The sequence below is a fragment of the Pseudomonas putida NBRC 14164 genome (genome assembly GCF_000412675.1).
GTDB classification, from domain to species: Bacteria; Pseudomonadota; Gammaproteobacteria; order Pseudomonadales; family Pseudomonadaceae; genus Aquipseudomonas; species Aquipseudomonas putida.
The window spans coordinates 1726074-1749911 of record NC_021505.1 but is presented as its reverse complement, the minus strand read 5'-3'; the positions used below and the strand labels follow the sequence as shown (position 1 = coordinate 1749911).

Genomic DNA, 23838 nt, shown 5'->3' with positions numbered 1-23838 from the left:
ACCCTTCGCGGCACAAGGCCGCTCCTACAGGGGTGCGTGCCCGACCGGCCGATTTGTGTAAGGCAATGATGTGATGACCCAGCCCACCCCCTGCTACCACTGCGCCCTGCCCGTCCCCGCCGGCAGCCGCTTTAACGCCGTGGTCCTCGGCGAGCCCCGGCAGTTCTGCTGCCCCGGCTGCCAGGCGGTGGCCGAGTCGATCGTCGCCGGTGGCCTGGAGCACTACTACCAGCACCGCAGTGACAACAGCGCCAACCCCGAGGCCCTGCCCAGGCAGTTGCAAGACGAACTGGCCCTGTACGACCGCAGCGACGTGCAGCAAACCTTCGTCCGCCACCAGGGCGAGCTGGCCGAAACTACCCTGCTGGTCGAAGGCATCAGCTGCGCCGCCTGCGGCTGGCTGATCGAGAAGCACCTGCGCAACCTGCCCGGCGTCGCCGAGGCGCGCCTTAACCTGTCCAACCACCGCCTGCTGCTGAGCTGGGACGACAAGCAACTGCCGCTGTCACACCTGCTCGCCGAGTTGCGCCAGATCGGTTACGCCGCCCACCCCTACCAGCCCGACAAGGCCGCCGAGCAACTGGCCCAAGAGAACCGTAGCGCTTTGCGCCGCCTGGGCGTGGCCGGGCTGCTGTGGTTCCAGGCGATGATGGCGACCATGGCCACCTGGCCGGAATTCAACATCGACCTGTCACCCGAACTGCACACCATCCTGCGCTGGGTGGCCCTGTTCCTGACCATCCCCATCGTCTTCTACAGCTGCGCGCCGTTCTTCAAAGGCGCAGCACGCGACCTGCGCACACGCCACCTGACCATGGACGTTTCGGTGTCGCTGGCCATCGCCCTGGCTTTCGGCGCCGGCATCTGGACCGCGATCACCGGCAGCGGTGAGCTGTATTTCGACACCGTGGGCATGTTCGCCCTGTTCCTGCTCACCGGCCGCTACCTGGAGCGCCGTGCCCGCGAACGCACGGCTGCGGCCACCGCGCAGCTGGTCAACCTGCTGCCGGCCTCGTGCCTGCGCCTGGACGCCCTTGGCCGCAGCGAGCGCATTCTGCTCAGCGAGCTGCACTGCGGTGACACGGTGCAGGTGCTGCCCGGCGCGGTTATCCCCGCCGACGGGCGCATCGTCGAAGGCCGCTCCAGCATCGACGAGTCGCTGCTGACCGGCGAATACCTGCCGCAACCGCGCCGCGTGGGCGAGCGGGTCACCGGCGGTACGCTGAATGTCGAAAGCACCCTGAACGTGGAAGTCGAAGCCCTCGGCCACGATTCGCGGCTCTCGGCCATCGTCCGCCTGCTGGAACGCGCCCAGACCGAAAAACCGCGCCTGGCCGAAATCGCCGACCGGGCCTCGCAGTGGTTTCTGCTGTTCTCGCTGGTGGCTGCCGTGGCCATCGGCCTGTGGTGGTGGTACCTGGACCCTGCACGGGCGTTCTGGATCGTGCTGGCCATGCTGGTAGCCACCTGCCCCTGCGCGCTGTCCCTGGCCACGCCTACGGCACTGACTGCCGCCACCGGCACCCTGCACAAGCTGGGCCTGCTGATAACCCGCGGCCATGTCCTCGAAGGCCTCAACCAGATCGACACCGTAATCTTCGACAAAACCGGCACATTGACCGAAGGCCGCCTGACTTTGCGCAGCATCCGCCCGCTCGGCAGCGTACCCGCTGACCGCTGCCTGGCCCTGGCCGCCGCCCTGGAAAACCGCTCCGAACACCCCATCGCCCGCGCATTCGGCCGTAACGCGATACCCGCCGACGATGTACAGACCGTGCCAGGCCTGGGCCTGGAAGGACTGGTCGACGGCCAACGCCTGCGTATCGGCCAGGCCACCTTCGTCTGCGCCCTGAGCGGTGCGGAAATCCCCGGCGTGCCAGAGCCCCGCGGCCAGTGGCTGCTACTGGGTGACCGCCAGGGGCCGCTGGCCTGGTTTGGCCTGGACGACCGCCTGCGCGAGGAAGCCCCGGCCCTGCTCGCCGCCTGCAAGGCGCGAGGCTGGCGCACGCTGCTGCTGTCGGGCGACAGTTCGCCGATGGTCGCCGAAGTGGCCGCGCAACTGGGTATCGACCAGGCCATTGGTGGCCTGCGCCCGGACGACAAGCTGGACCGGCTGAAGGCGCTGCAGGCGGCCGGGCGCAAGGTGCTGATGCTCGGCGACGGGGTCAACGACGTGCCAGTGCTGGCCGCCGCCGACATCAGCATCGCCATGGGCAGCGCCACCGACCTTGCCAAGACCAGCGCCGACGCCGTGCTGCTGTCCAACCGCTTGCAAGCCCTGGTGCAGGCCTTCGACCTGGCCCGCCGCACCCGCCGCAACATCCTCGAGAACCTGCTGTGGGCCACCCTGTATAATGGCCTGATGTTGCCGTTTGCCGCGCTCGGCTGGATCACCCCGGTGTGGGCCGCCATCGGCATGTCGGTCAGCTCGCTGATCGTGGTGCTCAATGCCCTGCGCCTGACCCGCATGCCGCTGGTATCGGGCTTGCCGAAAACCGAAGCACCCTTGCCCGGGAGGAAGTCGCCATGCCCGCCCTCTATGTCATGATCCCCGCAGCCCTGCTGCTGGTCGGCGTGGCCGTGTACATCTTCTTCTGGGCGGTGGACAGCGGACAGTACGACGACCTCGAAGGCCCGGCCCACAGCATTCTGTTCGACGACCAGGACCCGCGCCACCAGGCTGCGGTGAAGCCTGACGACACCCCGGCCGACGCCGACAAGGAACCACCACCCCGTGCCTGACCTGCTTCCCCTGCTTGGCTCGGCACTGGTCCTTGGCCTGCTTGGCGGCGGCCACTGCCTGGGCATGTGCGGCGGCCTGATGGGCGCGCTGACCCTGGCCATCCCGCCAGAGCAGCGCGGCCGGCGCTTGCGCCTGCTGCTGGCGTACAACCTTGGGCGCATTCTCAGTTATGCCAGCGCCGGCCTGTTGCTGGGCCTGGCCGGCTGGGCCGTGGCCAGCAGCCCGGCAGCATTGGCGCTGCGGGTGGTGGCTGCACTGCTGTTGATCGCCATGGGGCTGTACCTGGCCGGCTGGTGGAGCGGCCTGACCCGTATCGAAGCCTTGGGGCGCGGGCTGTGGCGGCATATCCAGCCGCTGGCGTCGCGCTTGCTGCCGGTGTCCAGCCTGCCCCGGGCATTGCTGCTGGGCGCCCTGTGGGGCTGGCTGCCCTGCGGGTTGGTGTACAGCACCCTGCTTTGGGCAGCCAGCCAAGGCAACGCCGGGTACAGCGCGGCGTTGATGCTCGCGTTCGGGCTTGGAACCTGGCCGGTATTGCTGGCCACCGGGCTGGCGGCCGAACGGGTAAACGCCCTGTTGCGGCGACGGAGTGTGCGGGTGGCGGGCGGTGTGCTGGTGATGCTATTCGGTATCTGGACCATGCCGGGCCCACACCAGCACTGGTTGATGGGGCATTGACGGGGGCCGCTCTGCGGCCCCAATGCCCTTGATGCAAATCAACACCCATCCCTACAGACAGCCATAGACTCCGGAACACTGCTGCTCTTTCCGGGGACCGCCCTCATGCTCGACGACCTTCGTTGGGATACCGACCTGATCCGCCGCTACGATCTGGCCGGGCCACGCTACACCTCCTACCCGACCGCCGTGCAACTGCACAGCGAGGTGGGCTCGTTCGACCTGCTCCACGCCCTGCGCGAGAGCCGTCGTGCCGTGCGCCCGCTGTCGTTGTACGTGCACGTGCCGTTTTGCGCCAACATCTGCTACTACTGCGCCTGCAACAAGGTCATCACCAAGGACCGTGCCCGCGCCGCGCCCTACCTGCAGCGCCTGGAGCAGGAAATCCAGCTGATCGCCTGCCACCTGGGGCCCAAGCAACGGGTTGAACAGCTGCATTTCGGCGGCGGCACGCCGACCTTCCTCAGCCATGTGGAACTGCGCCAGCTGATGGCCACCCTGCGCCAGCATTTCCACCTGCTGGACGATGACTCCGGCGACTACGGCATCGAGATCGACCCCCGCGAGGCTGACTGGTCCACCATGGGCCTGCTCCGTGAGCTGGGTTTCAACCGCGTCAGCCTGGGCGTGCAGGACCTCGACCCGGCCGTGCAGCGTGCGGTCAACCGCCTGCAGAGCCTGGAACAGACCCGCACACTGATCGAAGCTGCGCGCACTCTGCAGTTCCGCTCGGTCAACCTGGACCTGATCTACGGCCTGCCCAAGCAAACCCCGGAAGGCTTTGCGCGCACCGTCGAAGAAGTGATCCGCCTGCAGCCCGACCGCCTGTCGGTGTTCAACTACGCCCACCTGCCCGAGCGCTTCATGCCCCAGCGGCGCATCGACAACAACGATCTGCCCAGCCCGGCCGCCAAGCTGGAGATGCTGCACGCTACCATCGACCAGTTGACCGCCGCCGGCTACCGCTACATCGGCATGGACCACTTCGCCCTGCCCGACGACGAACTGGCCGTCGCCCAGGAAGAAGGCACCCTGCAGCGTAACTTCCAGGGCTACACCACGCACGGGCACTGCGACCTGATTGGCCTTGGGGTGTCGGCTATCAGCCAGATCGGTGACCTGTACTGCCAGAACAGCAGCGACCTCAATACCTACCAGGAGAGCCTGTCCAACGCCCAGCTGGCCACCCAACGCGGCCTGCTGTGCAACCACGACGACCGCCTACGGCGGGCGGTGATCCAGCAGCTGATCTGCCACTTCGAGCTGGACTTCGAACCGATCGAGCAGGCCTTCACCATCGATTTTCGCGGTTACTTCAACGACCTCTGGCCGGAGCTGCTGACCTTGCAGCGCGACGGCCTGATCAGCCTGGATGCCAAGGGCATCCGCATCCTGCCGGCCGGCCGCCTGCTGGCGCGCTCGGTGTGCATGGTGTTCGACGCCTACTTGGCGATGCACAACCGCCAGCGCTTCTCGCGGGTTATCTGAAAACCGAGTCGTTCAACCGCATGGACAAGCTTCCTTGCCAGGCACAATATGGGCACACAAGGACTCCCGGCAGGACGTCTGCCGGGGTTTCGCCAGGGCGCACCATCAACGCGCACGCTGGCCTACACCCTGTGTCGTGGGTTACCCTTACGACTTATGTGTGCTTTCCCACAAGGATCGATTCAAATGTCCGAGCCAGTCAAACTGCGCCCACACAACCAGGCCCATTGCAAGGATTGCAGCCTGGCCCCCCTGTGCCTGCCTCTTTCGCTGAACCTGGAAGACATGGATGCACTGGATGAAATCGTCAAGCGTGGCCGGCCGCTGAAGAAAGGCGAGTTCCTGTTCCGCCAAGGTGACAATTTCGGCTCGGTCTACGCCGTACGTTCCGGTGCCCTGAAAACCTTCAGCCTCAGCGACAGCGGCGAAGAGCAGATCACCGGCTTCCACCTGCCCAGCGAGCTGGTCGGCCTGTCGGGCATGGACACTGAAGCTTACCCGGTGTCGGCCCAGGCCCAGGAAACCACGTCGGTGTGCGAAATCCCCTTCGAGCGGCTTGACGAGCTGTCGGTACAACTGCCGCAGCTACGTCGCCAGCTGATGCGGGTGATGAGCCGGGAAATCCGCGACGACCAGCAAATGATGCTGCTGCTGTCGAAGAAGACTGCCGACGAGCGCATTGCCACCTTCCTGGTCAACCTGTCGGCGCGCTTCCGCGCCCGCGGCTATTCGGCCAACCAGTTCCGCCTGAGCATGTCGCGCAACGAAATCGGCAACTACCTGGGCCTGGCAGTGGAAACCGTGTCGCGGGTGTTCACCCGCTTCCAGCAGAACGGCCTGCTGCGCGCCGAAGGCAAGGAAGTGCACATCCTTGACCCGATCCAGCTGTGCGCGCTGGCCGGTGGCGCAATCGAAGCCTGAGGCCTGCGTTTAGCGGGTATACTTGGGCATTCGTTTTCCCAGGATACCCGCACCAATGCACAGCGACGCCTTCGACCTCAAAGCCCTGATCCGCCCGGTAGTGGACTTCCCCAAACCGGGCGTGATCTTCCGCGACATCACCCCGCTGTTCCAATCGCCGCGCGGGCTGCGCTATGTGGCCGACCAGTTCATCGAGCGCTACGTCGAAGCTGAGTTCAGCCACATTGGTGCCATGGACGCGCGGGGCTTTTTGATTGGCTCGATCATCGCCCACCAGCTGAACAAGCCGCTGATCCTGTTCCGCAAGCAGGGCAAGCTGCCGGCTGACGTGCTGAGCGAGGGTTACCAGACCGAATACGGCGAAGCCTTCCTGGAAGTGCATGCCGACAGCCTGTGCGAAGGCGATTCGGTGCTGATCTTCGATGACCTGATTGCTACGGGCGGTACGCTGCTGGCGGCGGCCAACCTGGTGCGCCGCACCGGGGCGCAGGTGTTCGAAGCGGCAGCGATCATTGATCTGCCGGAGCTGGACGGGTCGCGCCGGCTACAGGCCGCGGGCGTGCCAACCTTCTGCCTGACCGAGTTTACCCTCAGCGAATACTGAGTTGGCTTTTGGGGCTGCTTTGCAGCCCCAGCATTTTTGAATCAGAGCGAAATTGGCCGGCGCCCTGCAAAGGCATGGGCCAAGGTCCCGCCATCCACCATCTCCAGCTCGCCGCCCAGCGGCACGCCATGGGCAATCCGCGACGCCATCAACCCCTTCTCGCTGAGCAACTGCGCGATGTAATGCGCCGTCGCCTCCCCTTCCACCGTCGGGTTGGTCGCCAGGATCACCTCGGTAAAGGTGCCCTGCTCCTCGATGCGCGCCATCAGCTGCGGAATGCCAATGGCCTCCGGCCCCAGGCCGTCCAGCGGCGACAGGTGCCCCTTGAGCACAAAGTAGCGGCCACGGTAGCCCGTCTGCTCCACCGCATACACATCGGTCGGCCCCTCGACCACGCACAGCTGGGTATCGTCACGGCGCGTGTCGGCGCATTGCGGGCACAGCTCTTGCTCGGTCAGGGTGCGGCACTGCCGGCAATGACCCACCCCTTCCATGGCCTGGGTTAGGGCCTGGGCCAGGCGCAGGCCGCCGCTGCGGTCACGCTCGAGCAGTTGCAAGGCCATGCGCTGGGCGGTTTTCTGGCCGACACCTGGCAGGATGCGCAGGCCGTCGATCAGTTGGCGGATGAGGGGGCTGAAGCTCATGGGGATGGCCTGACAAATCAATAAGAGGCGGTTTATACCCAGCGTGGGCAGTGGCGTCAAATCACGTCATGCCAAGTCTACGCGGCCTGCAGTTATGTGAGAGCAACTGCCTTGCACAAAACTGGAAAGCTCCCACAGTTATCGTGCAAAATTTCAAAGTTTGAGCAAAACCGTTGCTCCCACATGAAAGCAGACCGCGCCTGGGTTGAAATCTGGGCAAAAAAAAACCGCCGCTGATATCAGCGGCGGTTTCCGGTATCGCAATGCCCTTAGAACGGCATCTTGAAGCCCGGTGGCAGTTGCATGCCGGCGGTCATGCCGCCCATCTTGTCCTGGCTGCTCTGCTCGATCTTGCGCACGGCATCGTTCAGCGCGGCGGCAATCAGGTCTTCCAGCACTTCCTTGTCGTCCTCGTCAGTCGACATCAGGCTTTGGTCGATGCTGACGCGCTTGACGTCGTGACGACCGGTCATCACCACGCTCACCAGGCCGCCACCAGACTGGCCGGTGACTTCGGCGTTGGCCAGCTCTTCCTGCATTTTCTGCATTTTTTCCTGCATCTGCTGGGCCTGCTTCATCAGGCCGGCCATGCCACCTTTCATCATGGGGTATACCTCGATTGGGTCATGTGATGCGGCCTGGCGCAGGGCCAGCCGCATGGTTATCCGTTACTGGCCCTGTTTGGCCAGGGCCTCTACAGGCTCAATAGTATCCTGCCGCACCTTGGCACCGAACAACTTGATCATCTGCTGGATCAACGGATCCTGCTCGATCGAGGTTACGGCGTCCTGCTGGCGCTCTGCGCGCTTGCGCGATGCCGCCTGGGCCGGGGTTTCCTGTTCGGGCAGGATCAGCTCGATCCGCAGGTTCAGCGTGCGCCCCAGGTGCTGGTTAAGCGCTTCGTTCAGGCGCCGCTGTTGGGTCGTGTTGAACAGCGCGCCCTGGCCAGGGTCCAGGTGCAGCAGCCAATCGTCGCCATCGGCGGCAATCAGCGTACAGTTTGCCGCGATGTTGCCTGTCATCCCGGACACAGGCAACTGTGGGAATAATTCCAGCCATTGCAGGGCCAGCCCGGTGGCCGGCTTGGCTGCCGGCAGCGGTTCGGCCGCAGGCTTGGACACGTCCTCCTGAACATGTTCGGCCAACTCGTCCAGGTAGCTGAAACCGACCGGGTCGCTTTCACCACCGTAATAGTCTTCGTCCAGCGGCGGCTCATCGTCGCGATCCATGCCTACGGCTGCGTAGGCGGAGGGGTCGAAAGGCGGCTCGTCGTGGGTCGCGGTGGCCTGTGGTGCCGGCACAGGGGCTACAGGCTCGGGCGCAGGTGCGGGTGTAGGCACAGGTTCAGCGGCTACCGGCGCGGGTGCCGCTGCCGGCTCTTCCCACGGAAGGTCGACCACCTCCGCAACAGGCTCGGGTACGGAAATGGCCTCGATCTCGGCCTGCAGCTCAACATCTGGCTCGGCCTCCGGCTCATGGTCGGCTGTCGCAGGTGCAGGCACTTCCAGCTGTGGGGCGGCCGCTACAAGCTCTGCCGGTACGGTCGCGACAGACGATGAGGGCCCGGCCGACGCCGAGGCTGCCACCGGCGCTGCAGGATCAGCTGTGGCTTGGCTGATCCCCACTGGCTTTAGCACCGGTTTCGGCGCATCGTCAGTATCGGCCGGGCGGAACGCCAGCATGCGCAGCAGGACCATCTCGAAGCCACCACGCGGGTCTGGCGCCAACGGCAGGTCTCGGCGACCGATCAGGCCCATCTGGTAATAGAACTGCACGTCTTCGGCCGGCAAGGCCGAAGCCAGCGCCAGCACCCGCTCACGGTCGCCCTGGCCGTTGTCCACCGCTTCAGGCAGCGCCTGGGCAATAGCCACACGGTGCAGCACGTTAAGCATTTCGGCCAGCACCCCAGCCCAGTCCGGGCCCTGCTCGGCCAGGTTGCGCACGGCCTCCAGCAATGCCCGGGCATCGCCTTCGAGCAACGCCTGCAACACGCCATAGACCTGGCCATGATCAAGGCTACCAAGCATGGCCCGCACATCCGCGGCCAGCACCTTGCCTTCGCCAAAGGCGATGGCCTGGTCGGTAAGGCTCATGGCGTCACGCATCGAGCCATCGGCCGCACGGCCCAGCAGCCACAGGGCATCCGGCTCGAACGGCACGTTTTCGGCAGCCAGTACGTGGCTGAGGTGTTCAACCACCCGCTCCGGGCTCATGTTCTTCAGCGAGAACTGCAGGCAGCGCGACAGGATGGTGGCCGGCAGCTTCTGCGGGTCGGTGGTGGCGAGGATGAACTTGACGTAGGGCGGCGGCTCTTCCAGCGTCTTGAGCAAGGCGTTGAACGAGTGGGTCGAGAGCATGTGCACTTCGTCGATCAGGTAGACCTTGAAGCGCCCACGGCTCGGGGCGTACTGCACGTTGTCCAGCAGTTCGCGGGTGTCCTCGACCTTGGTGCGGCTGGCGGCGTCGATCTCGATCAGGTCGACGAAGCGGCCTTCGTCGATTTCACGGCACACCGAACAGGTGCCGCACGGCGTGGAGGTGATGCCGGTCTCACAGTTCAGGCACTTGGCGATAATACGGGCGATGGTCGTCTTGCCCACGCCCCGGGTACCGGTGAACAGGTAAGCATGGTGCAGGCGCTGATTGTCCAAGGCATTGATCAAGGCCTTCAGCACATGGGCCTGGCCGACCATTTCGCGGAACGAGCGCGGACGCCATTTACGTGCAAGAACCTGATAACTCATCGAAAAACCATCGTAGCCTGATAGAGCGGAAGATCGCTAATGCTAGCGGAGCGGTGGCAAAATTGCACCCTGCGCGCGTCGTCTACGCTTTGAGACAGGCGCGTTATTCAGGGAGGATACGCCTTTGCCAATTCTGCTGGCGCTTCTGATGCTCTGGTCCGCTAACAGCCTGGCGGAACAGCCGGTGCTGCGTTTCTCGGTCGCAGAGAGCTGGAGCATGCCACTGGTGCGCCTCGAAGGCGACCAGCCAGTGGAGGGATTGCTTTACGACCTGACACAGGCCGTTGCCAAGGAGGTGGGCGCTCGTCCCAAGTATCACGTCATGGCCCGCCTGCGCCTGGAGGAGGCCATGAGCAGTGGCGACATCGATGTGCGTTGCTACGTCAGCACCCGATGGCTCAATGACCGCCCGGGGGATTTTGTGTGGAGTATCCCGCTGATTCACCAGCGCGACGTGCTGGTTGGCCGCGTCAGTGACAGCACCCCGATGCCGCCAGAGCAGCTGTCACCCCAGGCTATCGGCACAGTGCTGGGCTACACCTATTCAACCCTGCAACCGCTGCTGGACAAGGGCCAGCTGCACCGTGAGGACAGCCGCAGCCAGTTGCTGGTGCTGCAAAAGCTGCAGGCCGGGCGGTATCGGCATGCGGTGAGCAACCAGCTGTCGTTGCAGTGGTTCAACCAAGGCCTGCCAGCCGAGCAGCAATTGCAGGCGCTGGCGGTGTTGGAAGAACAGGATTTGGGGTGCATGGTGCGCAACGATCCGGCGATACCGACACAAGCGCTGTTGCGGGCGCTGGTACGAATGAAGCAGTCAGGGGAGATCGAGCGGATTGTGCAGCGGTATGGGGGAGCGGGCGACCCGGACAACATGTCTGTGGCCCGGCCCTGATCCGGCCCATCTGATGGAAGGCAAAACCCTCGCGAAGCTTGCGCGCCCTCCTGTGGGAGCGGGTTCACCCGCGAACACCGGCAAAGCCGGTGCCATCCGCGGGGTGCAAGACCAGGGGTATGGCAAACCCGGCAGGCCCGAAGGCCTCCCACGCACAACCGTCATATCGACAGCCGCCAAACCACCCAGGCTTCCACACCCGATCGCTGAACTGACAGCGACCGCGAAAGCCTGGTGGGCGAGGTTGACCGGGACAATCAGACGGGAGTCGACGGAGATCGTAGGATAATTCGCTATACCTACCTGACGTGTAGGAGCTTTCTTCGATTGATATCAGATCCGTCTAAAATTACTCCGACGTGACGTGCCTGACGAACTTGATCGCAATTGGACTACAACACTCACTGGAAGACGGCGGCTTCGCGACCGAACCAAACCACACACAATCAAGCCCGCCCCTGGCACCTTCGCCGCAACAGAATAGACAGCCCGATGCATCAGGATGATCGTGAACATCTCGAACTTGAGAAGTTACAAAATGAAGGCCGCAAGTTAAGGGCCGAGGCACAGAAATTTGTAGCAGAAGCGCGTAAGCTCCGGCAGGAGGCGTTCTGGTACCCAATCGCAACGGGTTCAGCAGTTGTTACAACCATAGTTGGCGTAATGGCAGTGGCCAGCAAGCTCTGAGCTTCGATTAATCCAGCCACAAGGAGTAACACATGCACCGCGCCGCCCAGGATCACACGAGAACAGCACTGAATGAAGCAGAAGCGTTCGCCGAAGAAATGCGCAACCTTCGAGCGTCTTCGCCATGGACGGGTGTGCTCCTTTTTTACATCGGCGCAATCTCTACAGGGGTACTGCTGTTAGCAGGCATGCTGATTATGCGCTCGCTCTGACCCAACTCCCTGCCGTCACACTAAAGCAAGTAAACCCGCACTCAAGAACAACCCCACACCAAACACAAAATGCGTGGCCAGGCTCTTCAGGCAGTTACGCGCAGGTGTCGGCGTTCTGGACGCAAAGAACCCCGCCCCCATCGCCGGCTGCATGAAGCACAGCGGTGCCACGACTGTACCCACACCCACAGCTACTGCAGGCAAAAGAGTAGGTGACCGCAACCAGCTCTCCCCTGCGATCACAACCAGCAGCAACGCGAAAAGCACGCCAGTGGCGTAATGAATCACCCATCCCCACGCCAACTCATTTCGCACCGGTTCCGCTTTGGCAATCGCTTGGTGCGACACACGCCCGCGTAGCAAATGTCCTGCCCAACGCCCGACCATGGCAAAGTTCAGCGTTGCCACACCCAACCGCCTCAGCAGCAACCCCCACAGGTCCATCACCACAGTGGCCCCGATGCCAATCGGCAAAGCAGCTAGAAACATCGCAGTAAACGTCATTGAACAAGCCCTCGAACGTTGACGGTCAATACCCTTGCCGCGCAGCATAGAAGTTGAAGTCAACTTCAAGTCAAGGGCCGGAAATGGACATTGCCGACGTCGCCAAACGCACAGGCGTACCCGCATCGACACTGCGTCACTACGAGAAGAAAGGCTTGCTCAAGTCGCTGGCCGGGCGCGGCCAGCGGCGGCAGTTTGCGGCTGATGTGGCAGACCGGCTGGCATTGATCGCTTTGGGGCAGGCTGCGGGGTTTTCGCTGGATGAAGTGGGGGCGATGCTGGTGGACCTGCAGGTCGACCGGCAGATGCTGATCGCCAAGGCGGACGAACTGGATGCGCGAATCAGGCGGTTGCAAGCGATGAGCAAGGGATTGCGGCATGCGGCGCAGTGTCCTGAACAAGATCATCTGGCATGCCCGAAATTCCAGCGGCTGATGAAGCTCTCGGCGGCGGGGCTCGGGAAAAACAGGGGCTGCATCGGCCTGACTAGATGATGGCACAATGATTCTAATACGCCACTACTCAGTGTAAAGTTACGCGTCTCGACGCCCAGCCGTGCGCGAGAACAGCACTTACACTTAGGAAATGTTGCATGTCCACAATTAGAAATCTGACCGCCGCCGCCCTGATAACGCTTACCACCGGTTGCGCTACCGGCCTCAATTCGGCTCAAGAGTCGGAACTTGCTAGCTACCGTGCCAAAAACCTCGCGGTTGAAGAAAAAAGCCCTGGGCTCGCTGCCGGCCTCGGCCTACTTCCGGGAGGAGGCTCGTTCTATGGTCGCGCCTACGGTTTTGGCGTCGTGAACTTGCTGTTTTGGCCCCTCTCAATTCTCTGGGACCCAGTGAGCGGGCACGATGCTGCAGAGTTCATCAACTACCAGGCCACCAAAGCTCACGTTGCGACGCTTAAGAAGCATGACATGGACGAGCTAGATGCCAAGCTGGAGTCCGACGCAATCGACCTCAAGCGGTACACGCTGGACAAACGCAGGATCGATGACAAGTACAACCTGTAAGGGCTGCCGATCAGCGCAACGCTCGGCATGAGGCATACACGCTCCTATGATGCCGCTCAGCGCGGACGTAGAAACCACTGAGGCCATACTCGACGTATGGCTCCAGTCTCATGTGACTGACATACCATTCAAGGATTATTCGAGTGACCTACTTCCGTCTGTTTCTAGCCTCGGCATTTATTGCGCTTTGCACAGGGTGTGCTTCACCTGCCCAGATCTCCGGAATGTCCGTAATATCGGATCAAACCGATGCGCAATTCTATGACCAGCGCCTGCATCGCAACATCCAGGTGACCGAGGTGAATGGCGGAGACACCACCAATCCTCTCTGGACTTCGGAAATTGACGGCCCCGACTTTGGCGCAGCCCTCAAGCAATCGCTTGCCAGTGCCGGTTTACTAGGCGAAGGCACCACTGCCTACACACTGCGCGCCAACCTGCTACGCGTCGATCAGCCCATTTTTGGCGCGGATTTCGAAGTCACCTGCGAGGCTGAATACACACTGACCGAGTCAAGTTCAAACGCCGTCATCTTCCGAGAGATCATCCGGACGCCATATACCGCCGGGATGGGCGACTCACTAATCGGGATCAAGCGTCTTCGCCTGGCCAATGAGGGTTCGGCCCGCACCAATATCAGCACACTTATGAAGCGTCTCAAGGCGCTCAACCCTGAGGCCAAGCAAGTCTCTTTGAAGCAATAAGGCAGATGTTCGTTTGGCTGAGCGATAGCGCCTCCTGAATGCAGGCGTTATGAGGCAACGGTTTCAGACTGACGAGGAGGCCGGCCATTCAACCATGCGGATATCCATCATGGGTGCTCAAGACTCGGGGTGTGATCAGAATTGTTCCACTCAATTGCTCCACTTTTCTGGTCCACTCCGGTGACGTTTTTGACTTACATCTTCCGACGCCAAGTTTTCTACCTATATCTTCGACTCCCGAAGCGTCTGCTCCCCAGCCGCCATACCCTTCGCATAGCCCTCTATTGCATGACGTCAAGCTCCACTGCTTCTCGAAACATTGTTGGTGAAGCAAGCGAGCAGGAAATTAGGCGAACTCCCTCTCACAGCAACTTTTCGGAAATAATGGCGAGAGCACCGCTCGAAAACTAATTAGATCGGTGCCCGCCAGAAACAAAAACTTACTGGTACAGCGAAATGGCACCCTTCAACTGCTCCGCAAATCCGTAGAGATCATCCACAGATGCAATTGGGTGGCGCGTTTCGTTCTTTTCAGCGTCGAAGATCCCTATGTACTTCTGGCTGCGATTGAAGTGCAACCGGCAAATCGGTTTACGATTATTATCGTCCAGCAGAATCCCGAAGTAACTTTGGGTATCACGGTGAACGATCCGCTTGGCATCCACAACCGCCCGCACAATTGCCTTGACGATATGGAAGCCCTCAAGCTCTTCAAGAGTAGTCTGGACACGATCGTCGTCGCCGCTTCCCTCAGCAGACTCAGGCGCCGGAGCTGCTTGAACGGCCATCATGGCATAAGACGGCTCGACCGCACCGCTCATAGCCGACTTCAGCCTGTCGTTAATCTGATCTCCTAGGAACTGGATTGCCGCCTTCCTAGTCAAGGTGGTGAATTGCTCCCTAACTTTCTGGGTAATGATCCCGTCGTAGACCCGAGTAGCGAAGAACTTTACGAACTCGTCACTAGGCTGACTGAACTGCGAAGCCATCTCTTTCTTGATCTGGCCAACATACTTCAGTTCTCCTGCAGCACTGATGATTGAGTCAACATCGAACGCAGACTTGGTTAGCTTCTGAAGCTCCGGAAGGGCGTGCTCGTCCAGATCGAGAAGGTCTAGCTCCAAGAATGGCTTCTCATCCATCTTGTTAGGGGCATCGAGATCGGTAAAGAACCGGTAAACCTGGCCATTGGTAAGGATCGAGATACGAGCGGTGGTAACGTGGAAATACCGAAAGAGCTGGCTCGCGTGGTTGATATGCAGCGGCTCACCTATCTTCTTGCACTCGATCAGGATCTGAATCTCGCCGTTCTTCATGATGGCGTAGTCGATCTTCTCGCCCTTCTTCGTCCCCACGTCGCAGACGTACTCTGGCGTAACCTCAGAGGGATCAAAGACGTCGTAGCCTAGGACGGAGTTGATGAAGGGCATGACAAAGGCAATCTTGGTCGCCTCTTCTGTCTGGATAGCAGGGCCCTGCTGGCGGATTTTGGCTGATAATGCGTTCAGTCGCTCTAAGAATTCCATCTCTTGCTCCTCGCTCAGATGCCACATCCTAGTAGCACAGCCACCGTACTGGCAATTGCAAATCACAGCGAGAGACAAGGGGAAACCACCACATGAGCGGATGAGAGGGTAGCGCCAAGATCGGCGTAACCAGAGCGGGGTTTTGGAGGGCACGATGACGAAGCTAGAATGCTCAGCACAGTGCACCACTTAGGTGTACTACAGCACTAGTCCACTTCGAGATTTTGAGCGAGAAAAGCCCTTTAGAATTAAGGACCTACAGAATGGAGGCGGCCCCACCAGCCACACCCCGGCACTCGATGTTCCCGCTATGGCTGCTCCCTTCCGGGCCTGACCAGGTTAACGGGTAATCAATGCGGGGGGACCGATGGGGCCACCACTACATGCCTCGCTGAGCAGCGAGTGGCGCCATTGTACCGGTCTTGAGGGCAGATACAACCTCTGAGGTAGAAAAAGTCATCATTTCTCAATGACTTGTCAGGCGCATGGGCGCTGAGCCGGCGCGCAAACCTGTGGGAGCGGGCGCGCCCGCGAAGAAGGCAGCGCCGTGGATGGCACCGGCTTTGCCGGTGATCGCCGGCAAGCCAGCTCCCACAGGGACCGTACAAGCTCTGAATCTTGGTATCGAGCCAGAATGTTTGGGCCGGGGATAGCGCTGGGCTTCAGATAGCAATGCCCTGTTCGGCCAGGAAAGTGACGAAGGCATCTTCGTCCAGCACCTTCACGCCCAGCTCAGCGGCCTTGGCAAGCTTGGAGCCTGCCCCTGGCCCTGCCACCACGCAGTGGGTCTTGCCAGACACCGAACCGGCCACCTTGGCGCCCAGGCTTTCCAGCTTGTCCTTGGCGATGTCGCGGCTCATGCGCTCCAGCGTACCAGTCAGCACCCAAGTCTGGCCGGCCAGCGGCAAGCCCTCGGCTACCTTCTTCTCGCTGCTCCAATGCATGCCGAACGCCAGCAACTGGGCTTCGATATCCCGCGCCAGCTTCTGATTCGCTTCATCCTTGAAGAACTCACGCACGGCGTCAGCCTGCTTGGCCGCCAGGGCTTGGCGCAGGTCGATGCCGTCGGCGGCGATGATCTTGTCCAGGCTGTCCAGCTTGGCCACCAGCTTCTCGGCACCGGTCGGGCCGACCGAGGCGATGTCGAGCTTGGCGATCATCCCGGCCAAGGTGGTGCTGGCAGCAAATTCGGCAGCCAGTTCGCCTTCGTCCTGTAATTGCATGCCGCTGGCCAGAAGCTGTTCAATGACCTTCTGGTTATGCTCGTCTTCGAAGAAGTTGTGAATCTCGTAGGCCACTTCCAGGCCGATGTCGGGCAGGTAGGTAAGCACCTGTGGCAACGCCTGCTGCACGCGCGCCAGGCTGCCCAGCGAGCGGGCCAGTACCTTGGCGGTCTCTTCGCCTACGTCCGGGATGCCCAGGGCGTAGATGAAGCGCGCCAGGCTCGGGCGCTTGCTGGCTTCGATGGCGTCCAGCAGCTTCTTGCTGGACACCTCGGCAAAGCCTTCAAGGCCGACAATCTGCTCGAACTCCAGCTTGTACAGATCCGCCGGCGAGCGGATCAGGCCTTCGTCCACCAGCTGCTCGACGCTCTTCTCGCCCAGGCCGTCGATGTCCATGGCACGGCGCGACACGTAGTGAATGATCGCCTGCTTGAGCTGGGCGCCACAGGCCAGGCGACCGACACAGCGGTACACCGCACCTTCGCTGGTGGTTTCCTTGCCTTTGCTGCGCTTGACCAGCTGGGTACGCTCGACCTGCGAGCCACACACCGGGCACTCGCTGGGCACTGCTACCGGGCGGGCATCATCCGGGCGGCGCTCCAGCACCACCTGCATCACCTGGGGGATCACGTCACCGGCACGGCGGATGATCACCGTGTCACCAATGCGCAGGCCCAGGCGGGCGATTTCGTCCATGTTGTGCAACGTGGCGTTGGACACGGTCACACCGGCAACCTTGACCGGCTTCAGGCGCGCCACAGGCGTTACGGCACCTGTGCGGCCAACCTGGAACTCGACGTCCAGCACCTCGGTCAGCTCTTCCATGGCAGGGAACTTGTGGGCAATCGCCCAGCGTGGCTCGCGGGCACGGAAACCCAGCTCGCGCTGGGCCGCCAGGCTGTTGACCTTGAACACCACACCGTCGATTTCGTAAGGCAGGCTGTTGCGCCGCTCGCCAATGTCGCGGTAGTAGGCCAGGCATTCATCAATGCCGGCAGCGTGCCTGAGCTCGCGACTGATCGGCAGGCCCCAGGCCTTGAGCTGCTCGAGGGTGCCGATGTGGCTGTCGCCGATGCTCTCGGACACCTGGCCAACGCCATAGCAGCAGAACTCCAGGGGGCGGCTGGCGGTAATCTTCGAGTCCAGCTGACGCAGGCTGCCGGCGGCGGCGTTGCGCGGGTTGGCGAAGGTCTTGCCGCCGGCTTCGGCCTGGGCCGCATTGAGCCGGTCGAAACCGGCCTTGCTCATGTACACCTCGCCGCGCACCTCCAGCACTGCCGGCCAGCCCTTACCCTGCAACTTGAGCGGGATGTTGCGCACGGTGCGCACGTTGGCGCTGATATCCTCACCGGTGGTGCCGTCACCACGGGTGGCGCCCTGCACCAGTTGGCCGTCGCGGTACAGCAGGCTCACCGCCAGGCCGTCGAGCTTGGGCTCGCAGCTGTAGTCAACCGCCCCGGGCTGGTCGAGGCCTTCTACCACGCGGCGACCGAACTCACGCAGGTCGGTTTCTTCGAAGGCGTTGCCCAGGCTGAGCATGGGCACTTCGTGGCGCACCTGGCTGAAGGCGGACAAGGCTTGGCCGCCGACGCGCTGGGTTGGCGAATCGGGGGTTACCAAGTGGGGGTTTTCAGCCTCAAGCGCCTTTAGTTCGTTGAACAGGCGGTCGTATTCGGCATCGGGCACGCTGGGTTCGTCGAGCACGTAGTAGCGGTAGTTGTGCTGGTCGAGTTCGGCACGCAGTTCGTGGATACGGGTTTCGGCGGTCATTGTCAGGGTCTCTTGCAAAGCAAAAAGAGCAGCCTGGGGTGGTGTCTGGGGCCTGGATTGGTAATTGCCTGACCCGGCCCTTTCGCCGGCAAGCCAGCTCCCACAGCTACACCACGAGCCTGGAAGGCGGTGGTACTCCTGTGGGAGCTGGCTTGCCGGCGACAGGGCCGGGTCAGGCAGTAACTCCCGAACCGACCAGCACGCCCTCAGGCTGCTCTTTCGTCTGGATCTGTCAGCGCTTCTGGGTCAGCGCACGGCGCTCGAACTCGACGATGCGCTGGCGGTAGTGCTCGATGGTCTGGGCCGTCAGCACGCTGCGCTGGTCGTCCTTGAGCTCGCCGTTGAGTTCGTGGGCCAGTTTGCGCGCCGCGGCGACCATCACGTCGAAGGCCTGCTTCGGATGACGCGGGCCCGGCAGGCCAAGGAAGAAGCTCACCGCACGGGTGCTGAAGTGGTCGATGTCGTCCAGGTCGAACACGCCAGGTTTTACCGCGTTGGCCATGGAGAACAGCACTTCGCCGTGCCCGGCCATGCTTTCGTGGCGGTGGAAGATGTCCATTTCGCCGAAGCGCAGGCCGCTTTCCAGAATGTTCTGCAGCAGTGCCGGGCCTTTGAAGCCGCCTTCGTCACGGGAGATCACGCTGATCACCAGCACTTCCTCGGCCGGTGGCAGCTCCTTGAGGCTGGTGGCAGGCGCCGGGCTGCTGCTGCGGGTGTTGTCGGCGGCAAAGTCGTCATCGCTGTCGGCAAACAGGTCCGGCTCGCGCGTGTCGGCACTCAGGTTCAGGTCACCCTGCTGCACATCCGCCGATGCGGTGGCGCGCTTGTTGCGCTTGCTGGCCTTGGCCGGCTTGGGCTCACGTTCGCGATCACGCGAAGAAGCGCTGAGCGACGGCAGGTCGCTTTCGTCCAGCTCAGGCTCCTTGTGGGTGTCCAGCACACGCGACGGGCCGAGCACTTCGGCGCTGCCACCCTCTTCGTCCGGCTGGTTGGAATAACTGCGATCCAGACGGAATTTCAACTTGCCTTTCCCGCCGCGCATGCGGCGCCAGCCGTCGAAAAGAATCCCGGCAATGACAATGATGCCGATGACGATCAGCCACTCGCGCAGACCGATTTCCATGTAATCCCGTGCCTCTATAAAAATATGCTTGAAAACAAAGGGTTCAAAGCCCTTTAACACGTGGCGCCAACTCTATGTTCTGACAGGCGTTTTACCCACGCAAAAAACGAGTGACATTAAGCTAGCACGACCAAAGACAACTTTACACCGTCTGTCGCACATGACGGGGGCATTTCGCTCCAGAATGTGCCCCCATCGTCGCACATCAAGCGTCGACCATGGCCATGGCCGCCTCCACATCAACTGCAACAAGACGTGAACAACCTGGTTCATGCATGGTCACCCCCATCAATTGGTCCGCCATCTCCATGGCAATCTTGTTATGCGTGATGTAGATGAACTGCACGCTTTCACTCATTTCCTTGACCAGGCGCGCGTAACGCCCGACGTTGGCATCGTCCAGCGGTGCATCGACCTCGTCGAGCATGCAGAACGGTGCGGGGTTCAACTTGAAGATGGCAAACACCAGCGCCAAAGCGGTCAGTGCCTTCTCGCCGCCGGACAGCAGATGGATGGTGCTGTTCTTCTTGCCCGGCGGTCGCGCCATGATCGTTACCCCTGTATCGAGTAGATCTTCGCCCGTCAGTTCCAGATAAGCGCTGCCACCACCGAAAACTTTTGGGAAAAGTGCCTGTAATCCGGCATTTATCTGATCAAAGGTATCCTTGAAGCGGTTGCGCGTTTCCTTGTCGATCTTGCGGATGACGTTTTCCAGGGTCTCCAGGGCTTCGACCAGGTCGGCGTCCTGCGCGTCCAGGTAGCGCTTGCGCTCGGACTGCTGTTCATATTCCTCGATGGCGGCCAGGTTGATCGCGCCCAGGCGCTGGATGCGTGCTTCGAGCTGCTCCAGTTCCTGTTCGGTGCCCTGCTCGCTGGCCTCGGCCTCCAGGGTGGCGAGCACGCCTTGCAGGTCGTAGCCATCGGCCAGCAACTGCTCCTGCAGGGTCTTGCGTCGTACATCCAGGCCCTGGCACTCCAGGCGCAGTGTTTCCAGCTGGCCGCGCAGCAGTTGGGCTTGCTGCTCGGCCTGGGTGCGGCGTTTCTCGGCATCACGCAGTTCGCGGTCGGCTTCGTCCATGTGCAGCCGGGCCTTGCGCATTTCCTCGTCAACGCTCATGCGCCGCTCCAGCAGCTCTTCGAGCTTCAGGCGCAGTTCTTCCTGGGGTGCCTCGCCCTCTTCCAGGTTCAGGCTCAGTTGCTCCTGGCGCTCGGTAAGGCGCGCAGCCTGCTGCTCCAGGCGCTCCAGAGCCTGACGGGTGGAGTCGTGCTGGGCACGCAACGAGCCTAGGCGCACGGCCAACTGGTGGGCGTGGTCCTTGTGCTGGCGAGCCTCCTGGCGCACCCGGTCGAGGCCTTCGCGCAGGGTGTCGCGGCGGGCCATCAACTGCTCACGCTGCTCGGTGTCCTGGGCCATCAGTTCCAGGGCCTCCTGCAGCAGCAAACGGGCTTCGCCCAGCTGCTCGTGCTCGAGGGCGCGCTGCTCTTCCAGCTCGGCCAGTTCTTCAAGCAGGCGCCGACGGCGCAATTCGACCTGCTCGGCTCGGGCACGGCTGGCTGACAGGCTGGCGTTCAGCTCGCCATGCAGACGGTTTTCCTCCTGGGTGCGGCGGCGCAGCTGTTCGCGCTGCTCTTCCTGGTCCAGCTGCTGCTCGCGCAGGGCCTGCAGCTGTTGCTCCAACTGCTCCAGTGCCGCTTCCTGCTCATGTTGCTCCTGGCCCAGGCGCTCGATCTCCTGGCCGCGCGCCAGCACGCCGCCTTCAGCTTCACCGCCACGGCACACCCGCAGGAAGTGCCGGCCAACCCAGTAGCCATCGCGGCTGACCAGGCTCTGCCCTTCGCCAAGCGACGCGCGCTGCTCCAGTGCCTGGGCCAGGTCTTCCACAGGTTTGACCTGGCCCAGCCAGGGCGCCAGGTCGATACGGCCCTCGACCTTTTCCAGCAGGCTGCCGGGCAACGACGCACACTTGCCGCTGGCCTGCAGCAAGCGCAGTTCGCCTTGCTCAAGGCCTGTGAAATCGAGCGTATCGAAATCATCCACCAGCACGGCCTGCAGATCGGCGCCAAGCACCGTTTCTACTGCCAACTCCCAACCCGGCTCTACCCGCAAGCCTTCAGCCAGGCGTGGCTGTTGTTCCAGGCCTTGGCCTTGCAGCCAGTCTGCAGCACCTGCACCCGGTTCCAGGGCTGCCTGCTGCAAGGCTTCAAGCGAGGCCAGTCGACCACCCCGGCGCTGCAGGTCGCCCTGCGCCTGCTGCTGGGCCTGGGTGGCCTGTTGCAGTTGCTCGCGGGCGCCTTCCAGGCGCTCCACTACCTGCTCTTCGGACAGCTGCAGTTCTTCCAGCAGCATTTCACTGCTGGCCAGTTGCTCGGCCAATTCGAGCATGGCCGCGTCCTGCGGGTCGCTACCCAGCTGCTCGCGCTCCTCGCCCAGCTTGCGCTGGCGCTCGGCCAAACGCTCCAGGCTGGCTTCCAGCTGTTGCAGGCGCGCCTGCTGTACTTCGGCCTGGCGGCGTGGCTCGGCGGAGCGGCTGTTGAAGCTGTCCCACTGCTCCTGCCAGCCGTGCATGCCCGACTCGGCTTCTTCAAGGGCCGCAGCGGCCTCTTCAGCGGCAGCCAGGGTCATTTCCTGCTCAGGTTCGAGCATGGTCAGCTCTTCGCCCAGGGTGGCCAGCAAGGTGCGGTCGTGGCCCAGGTGCGATTCGGTCTCCAGGCGCGTGCGCTCGGCTTCCTTGAAGTCGTCCTGCAACTGGCGCAGGCGCTGCTGGCCGTGCTGGATACTCTGTTCGACCCGGGCAATGTCACCGGCTACCGAGTAGAAGCGGCCCTGCACCTGGTTGAAGCGTTCGGACAATTCATGGTGGCCATCGCGCAGGCGCTCGATGCTGGCATCGGCGTTGCGCTGCTCGGCCACCAACGCCTCATGAGAGACATCCTGGTCGCCAATCACCGACTCGCGCTGGCGAACCTGCTCGTCCAGGCCGCGCCAGCGCAAGGCCGACAGGCGTGCCTTCGACTGGCGCTCCTGGGCCTTGTATTCGCGGTACTTCTCCGCCGCCTGGGCCTGGCGGTGCAGGCGCTCCAGCTGGCGCTCAAGCTCTTCGCGCAGGTCGGTCAGGCGTGCCAGGTTTTCCTGGGTGCGGCGGATGCGGTTCTCGGTTTCACGGCGGCGCTCCTTGTACTTGGAGATGCCGGCGGCTTCCTCGATAAAGTTGCGCAGCTCCTCGGGCTTGGCCTCGATCAGCTTGGAGATCATCCCCTGCTCGATGATCGAATAGCTGCGCGGCCCCAGGCCGGTACCGAGGAAAATATCGGTGATGTCGCGTCGACGGCATTTGGTGCCGTTGAGGTAATAGCTGTTCTGCCCGTCGCGGGTGACCTTGCGGCGGATCGAAATTTCGGCGTAAGCGGCGTACTCGCCTACCAGGGTGGTTTCGCTGTTGTCGAACACCAGCTCGATGCTGGCCTGGCTGACCGGCTTGCGGCCGCTGGAGCCGTTGAAGATGACGTCGGTCATCGACTCGCCGCGCAGGTTTTTTGCCGAGCTCTCGCCCATCACCCAGCGCACCGCGTCGATGATGTTGGACTTGCCGCAGCCATTGGGGCCGACCACGGCCGCCATGTTGCTGGGGAAATTGACCGTGGTCGGGTCGACGAACGACTTGAAGCCGGCCAGGCGAATGCACTTCAGGCGCATCGGTCAGCCTCGGGCCAGCGCCGCCAGCACCAGTTCGCAGCTGCGCTGGCCATAGGCGGTAAGCACCTCGCGAATGCGCGGCAGGTCGCGTGCGACAACGGCGTCGAGCAGGCGGGCGAACAGGTCGAGGTAGTCGATCATGTTGGCCTGGCGCTGATCCAGCGACAGGTAGTAGGCACGGCTCATGGCCGGCTGCAGGTTTTCCACGGTTTCCTGCAGGAACGGGTTGTCGGCGAACGGATAGGCTGCGCGCATCACCGCGAAGCTATCGGCGACAAACGTCTTGATGTCGAGCTGGTCATGGGCACGCTGCAGGCGCTGCTGAATATCCAGAAACGGGCGCAGGTCGGCATCAGTGCGCCATTTTTGCGCAACCGCATTGCCCAGCAGGATGTAGAACTCGCCCATCAAGGAACACAGGCTGCGCACGCTGCGCTCGTCCAGCACGGTCACGTGGGCACCCCGACGCGGCAAGATCGCCACCAGGTGCCGGCGCTCGAGGATCAACAACGCTTCGCGCACCGAGCCACGGCTGACGTTGAGGGCCAGGGTCACCTTCTGCTCCTGGATACGCTCGCCTGGCGCCAGCTCGCCGCGGATGATGCGTTCGGCCAGGTAATCGGCAATCTGCTCGGAGAGGCTGTCCGGGGCCTTGAACGTCATGGT

Annotated in this window: 21 protein-coding genes and 1 other RNA gene; 12 read left to right on the top strand and 10 right to left on the bottom strand. The window is 62.6% G+C overall.

What is annotated here, in order from left to right; translation table 11 throughout:
- Positions 1-73 precede the first annotated feature (73 nt).
- The 6 genes from PP4_RS07710 (at position 74) to PP4_RS07685 (ending at position 6431) form a co-directional block, all read left to right on the top strand.
- The gene (locus PP4_RS07710) at positions 74-2548 is read left to right on the top strand and encodes a heavy metal translocating P-type ATPase (protein WP_016498641.1); all 2475 of its coding nucleotides are present in this window, start codon (positions 74-76) and stop codon (positions 2546-2548) included.
- A complete protein-coding gene (gene ccoS, locus PP4_RS07705; RefSeq protein ID WP_016498640.1) occupies positions 2527-2742 on the top strand; it encodes a cbb3-type cytochrome oxidase assembly protein CcoS in 216 nt (71 codons plus the stop codon). Before PP4_RS07710 ends, ccoS begins: the two co-directional genes overlap by 22 nt.
- On the top strand, positions 2735-3418 hold the full coding sequence (locus PP4_RS07700) for a sulfite exporter TauE/SafE family protein (RefSeq protein ID WP_016498639.1): 684 nt from the start codon (positions 2735-2737) through the stop codon (positions 3416-3418). The genes ccoS and PP4_RS07700 overlap by 8 nt, the downstream gene beginning before the upstream one ends.
- Before the next feature lie 105 nt (positions 3419-3523).
- The gene (gene hemN / locus PP4_RS07695; protein WP_016498638.1) at positions 3524-4906 is read left to right on the top strand and encodes an oxygen-independent coproporphyrinogen III oxidase; all 1383 of its coding nucleotides are present in this window, start codon (positions 3524-3526) and stop codon (positions 4904-4906) included.
- Between the two features lie 186 nt (positions 4907-5092).
- The gene (fnrA, locus tag PP4_RS07690) at positions 5093-5827 is read left to right on the top strand and encodes a Crp/Fnr family transcriptional regulator FnrA (RefSeq protein ID WP_012273416.1); all 735 of its coding nucleotides are present in this window, start codon (positions 5093-5095) and stop codon (positions 5825-5827) included.
- A 55-nt stretch (positions 5828-5882) separates the two neighbouring features.
- The gene (locus PP4_RS07685; RefSeq protein WP_016498637.1) at positions 5883-6431 is read left to right on the top strand and encodes an adenine phosphoribosyltransferase; all 549 of its coding nucleotides are present in this window, start codon (positions 5883-5885) and stop codon (positions 6429-6431) included.
- Positions 6432-6472: 41 nt separating this feature from the next.
- Here the strand turns inward: PP4_RS07685 and recR are convergent, their stop codons facing one another.
- The 3 genes from recR to dnaX form a co-directional block, all read right to left on the bottom strand.
- Positions 6473-7075 (bottom strand): recombination mediator RecR, encoded by a 603-nt coding sequence (gene recR / locus PP4_RS07680; RefSeq protein WP_016498636.1) that lies wholly within the window; start codon positions 7073-7075, stop codon positions 6473-6475.
- A 269-nt stretch (positions 7076-7344) separates the two neighbouring features.
- On the bottom strand, positions 7345-7680 hold the full coding sequence (locus PP4_RS07675) for a YbaB/EbfC family nucleoid-associated protein (RefSeq protein ID WP_041167979.1): 336 nt from the start codon (positions 7678-7680) through the stop codon (positions 7345-7347).
- Positions 7681-7743: 63 nt separating this feature from the next.
- Complete coding sequence (gene dnaX / locus PP4_RS07670) at positions 7744-9819, bottom strand: DNA polymerase III subunit gamma/tau (protein WP_016498634.1); 2076 nt, start codon at positions 9817-9819, stop codon at positions 7744-7746.
- Between the two features lie 148 nt (positions 9820-9967).
- Here dnaX and PP4_RS07665 point away from each other — a divergent pair, with 148 nt between their 5' ends.
- The 3 genes from PP4_RS07665 to PP4_RS07655 all read left to right on the top strand — a co-directional run bounded on the left by PP4_RS07665 (position 9968) and on the right by PP4_RS07655 (position 11610).
- Positions 9968-10711 carry a substrate-binding periplasmic protein gene (locus PP4_RS07665; protein ID WP_041167978.1) on the top strand — a complete coding sequence of 248 codons (744 nt, stop codon included), beginning with the start codon at positions 9968-9970 and terminating at the stop codon, positions 10709-10711.
- Between the two features lie 492 nt (positions 10712-11203).
- Complete coding sequence (locus PP4_RS07660; protein ID WP_041167652.1) at positions 11204-11398, top strand: hypothetical protein; 195 nt, start codon at positions 11204-11206, stop codon at positions 11396-11398.
- A 32-nt stretch (positions 11399-11430) separates the two neighbouring features.
- Positions 11431-11610, top strand: a complete 180-nt coding sequence (locus PP4_RS07655) for a hypothetical protein (RefSeq protein ID WP_016498630.1) — start codon at positions 11431-11433, stop codon at positions 11608-11610.
- A gap of 15 nt (positions 11611-11625) precedes the next feature.
- Here the strand turns inward: PP4_RS07655 and PP4_RS07650 are convergent, their stop codons facing one another.
- Entirely contained in the window at positions 11626-12114 is a 489-nt protein-coding gene (locus PP4_RS07650; protein ID WP_041167651.1) for a DUF2938 domain-containing protein, read from the bottom strand.
- Positions 12115-12197: 83 nt separating this feature from the next.
- On the opposite strand from PP4_RS07650, the gene PP4_RS07645 reads away from it, so the two are divergent.
- From PP4_RS07645 to PP4_RS07635, 3 genes are all read left to right on the top strand, one after another.
- On the top strand, positions 12198-12608 hold the full coding sequence (locus tag PP4_RS07645) for a helix-turn-helix domain-containing protein (RefSeq protein ID WP_016498628.1): 411 nt from the start codon (positions 12198-12200) through the stop codon (positions 12606-12608).
- Positions 12609-12706: 98 nt separating this feature from the next.
- A complete protein-coding gene (locus PP4_RS07640) occupies positions 12707-13132 on the top strand; it encodes a hypothetical protein (RefSeq protein WP_016498627.1) in 426 nt (141 codons plus the stop codon).
- A 143-nt stretch (positions 13133-13275) separates the two neighbouring features.
- Entirely contained in the window at positions 13276-13836 is a 561-nt protein-coding gene (locus PP4_RS07635; RefSeq protein ID WP_016498626.1) for a hypothetical protein, read from the top strand.
- Positions 13837-14276: 440 nt separating this feature from the next.
- Here the strand turns inward: PP4_RS07635 and PP4_RS07630 are convergent, their stop codons facing one another.
- The 6 genes from PP4_RS07630 to PP4_RS07610 form a co-directional block, all read right to left on the bottom strand.
- The gene (locus tag PP4_RS07630) at positions 14277-15362 is read right to left on the bottom strand and encodes a type I restriction endonuclease (RefSeq protein ID WP_016498625.1); all 1086 of its coding nucleotides are present in this window, start codon (positions 15360-15362) and stop codon (positions 14277-14279) included.
- A 273-nt stretch (positions 15363-15635) separates the two neighbouring features.
- Positions 15636-15732: signal recognition particle sRNA small type (gene ffs, locus PP4_RS27575), an RNA gene on the bottom strand.
- A 292-nt stretch (positions 15733-16024) separates the two neighbouring features.
- Positions 16025-18355 (bottom strand): NAD-dependent DNA ligase LigA, encoded by a 2331-nt coding sequence (gene ligA / locus PP4_RS07625; protein WP_016498624.1) that lies wholly within the window; start codon positions 18353-18355, stop codon positions 16025-16027.
- A 232-nt stretch (positions 18356-18587) separates the two neighbouring features.
- On the bottom strand, positions 18588-19478 hold the full coding sequence (gene zipA, locus PP4_RS07620) for a cell division protein ZipA (protein WP_041167650.1): 891 nt from the start codon (positions 19476-19478) through the stop codon (positions 18588-18590).
- A gap of 205 nt (positions 19479-19683) precedes the next feature.
- Complete coding sequence (gene smc / locus PP4_RS07615) at positions 19684-23172, bottom strand: chromosome segregation protein SMC (RefSeq protein WP_016498622.1); 3489 nt, start codon at positions 23170-23172, stop codon at positions 19684-19686.
- Positions 23173-23175: 3 nt separating this feature from the next.
- The gene (locus PP4_RS07610; protein ID WP_016498621.1) at positions 23176-23835 is read right to left on the bottom strand and encodes a GntR family transcriptional regulator; all 660 of its coding nucleotides are present in this window, start codon (positions 23833-23835) and stop codon (positions 23176-23178) included.
- Positions 23836-23838 lie beyond the last annotated feature (3 nt).

What these genes read in the sequence shown, in the direction of transcription:
- dnaX (WP_016498634.1), bottom strand. Translation starts at nt 9,819, where the DNA reads ATGAGTTATCAGGTTCTTGCACGTAAATGGCGTCCGCGCTCGTTCCGC.
- recR (WP_016498636.1), bottom strand. Translation starts at nt 7,075, where the DNA reads ATGAGCTTCAGCCCCCTCATCCGCCAACTGATCGACGGCCTGCGCATC.
- PP4_RS07650 (WP_041167651.1), bottom strand. Translation starts at nt 12,114, where the DNA reads ATGACGTTTACTGCGATGTTTCTAGCTGCTTTGCCGATTGGCATCGGG.
- hemN (WP_016498638.1), top strand. Translation starts at nt 3,524, where the DNA reads ATGCTCGACGACCTTCGTTGGGATACCGACCTGATCCGCCGCTACGAT.
- ccoS (WP_016498640.1), top strand. Translation starts at nt 2,527, where the DNA reads ATGCCCGCCCTCTATGTCATGATCCCCGCAGCCCTGCTGCTGGTCGGC.
- PP4_RS07675 (WP_041167979.1), bottom strand. Translation starts at nt 7,680, where the DNA reads ATGATGAAAGGTGGCATGGCCGGCCTGATGAAGCAGGCCCAGCAGATG.
- ligA (WP_016498624.1), bottom strand. Translation starts at nt 18,355, where the DNA reads ATGACCGCCGAAACCCGTATCCACGAACTGCGTGCCGAACTCGACCAG.
- smc (WP_016498622.1), bottom strand. Translation starts at nt 23,172, where the DNA reads ATGCGCCTGAAGTGCATTCGCCTGGCCGGCTTCAAGTCGTTCGTCGAC.
- PP4_RS07660 (WP_041167652.1), top strand. Translation starts at nt 11,204, where the DNA reads ATGCATCAGGATGATCGTGAACATCTCGAACTTGAGAAGTTACAAAAT.
- PP4_RS07610 (WP_016498621.1), bottom strand. Translation starts at nt 23,835, where the DNA reads ATGACGTTCAAGGCCCCGGACAGCCTCTCCGAGCAGATTGCCGATTAC.
- PP4_RS07645 (WP_016498628.1), top strand. Translation starts at nt 12,198, where the DNA reads ATGGACATTGCCGACGTCGCCAAACGCACAGGCGTACCCGCATCGACA.
- PP4_RS07630 (WP_016498625.1), bottom strand. Translation starts at nt 15,362, where the DNA reads ATGGAATTCTTAGAGCGACTGAACGCATTATCAGCCAAAATCCGCCAG.
- fnrA (WP_012273416.1), top strand. Translation starts at nt 5,093, where the DNA reads ATGTCCGAGCCAGTCAAACTGCGCCCACACAACCAGGCCCATTGCAAG.
- PP4_RS07640 (WP_016498627.1), top strand. Translation starts at nt 12,707, where the DNA reads ATGTCCACAATTAGAAATCTGACCGCCGCCGCCCTGATAACGCTTACC.
- PP4_RS07710 (WP_016498641.1), top strand. Translation starts at nt 74, where the DNA reads ATGACCCAGCCCACCCCCTGCTACCACTGCGCCCTGCCCGTCCCCGCC.
- PP4_RS07685 (WP_016498637.1), top strand. Translation starts at nt 5,883, where the DNA reads ATGCACAGCGACGCCTTCGACCTCAAAGCCCTGATCCGCCCGGTAGTG.
- zipA (WP_041167650.1), bottom strand. Translation starts at nt 19,478, where the DNA reads ATGGAAATCGGTCTGCGCGAGTGGCTGATCGTCATCGGCATCATTGTC.
- PP4_RS07655 (WP_016498630.1), top strand. Translation starts at nt 11,431, where the DNA reads ATGCACCGCGCCGCCCAGGATCACACGAGAACAGCACTGAATGAAGCA.
- PP4_RS07665 (WP_041167978.1), top strand. Translation starts at nt 9,968, where the DNA reads ATGCTCTGGTCCGCTAACAGCCTGGCGGAACAGCCGGTGCTGCGTTTC.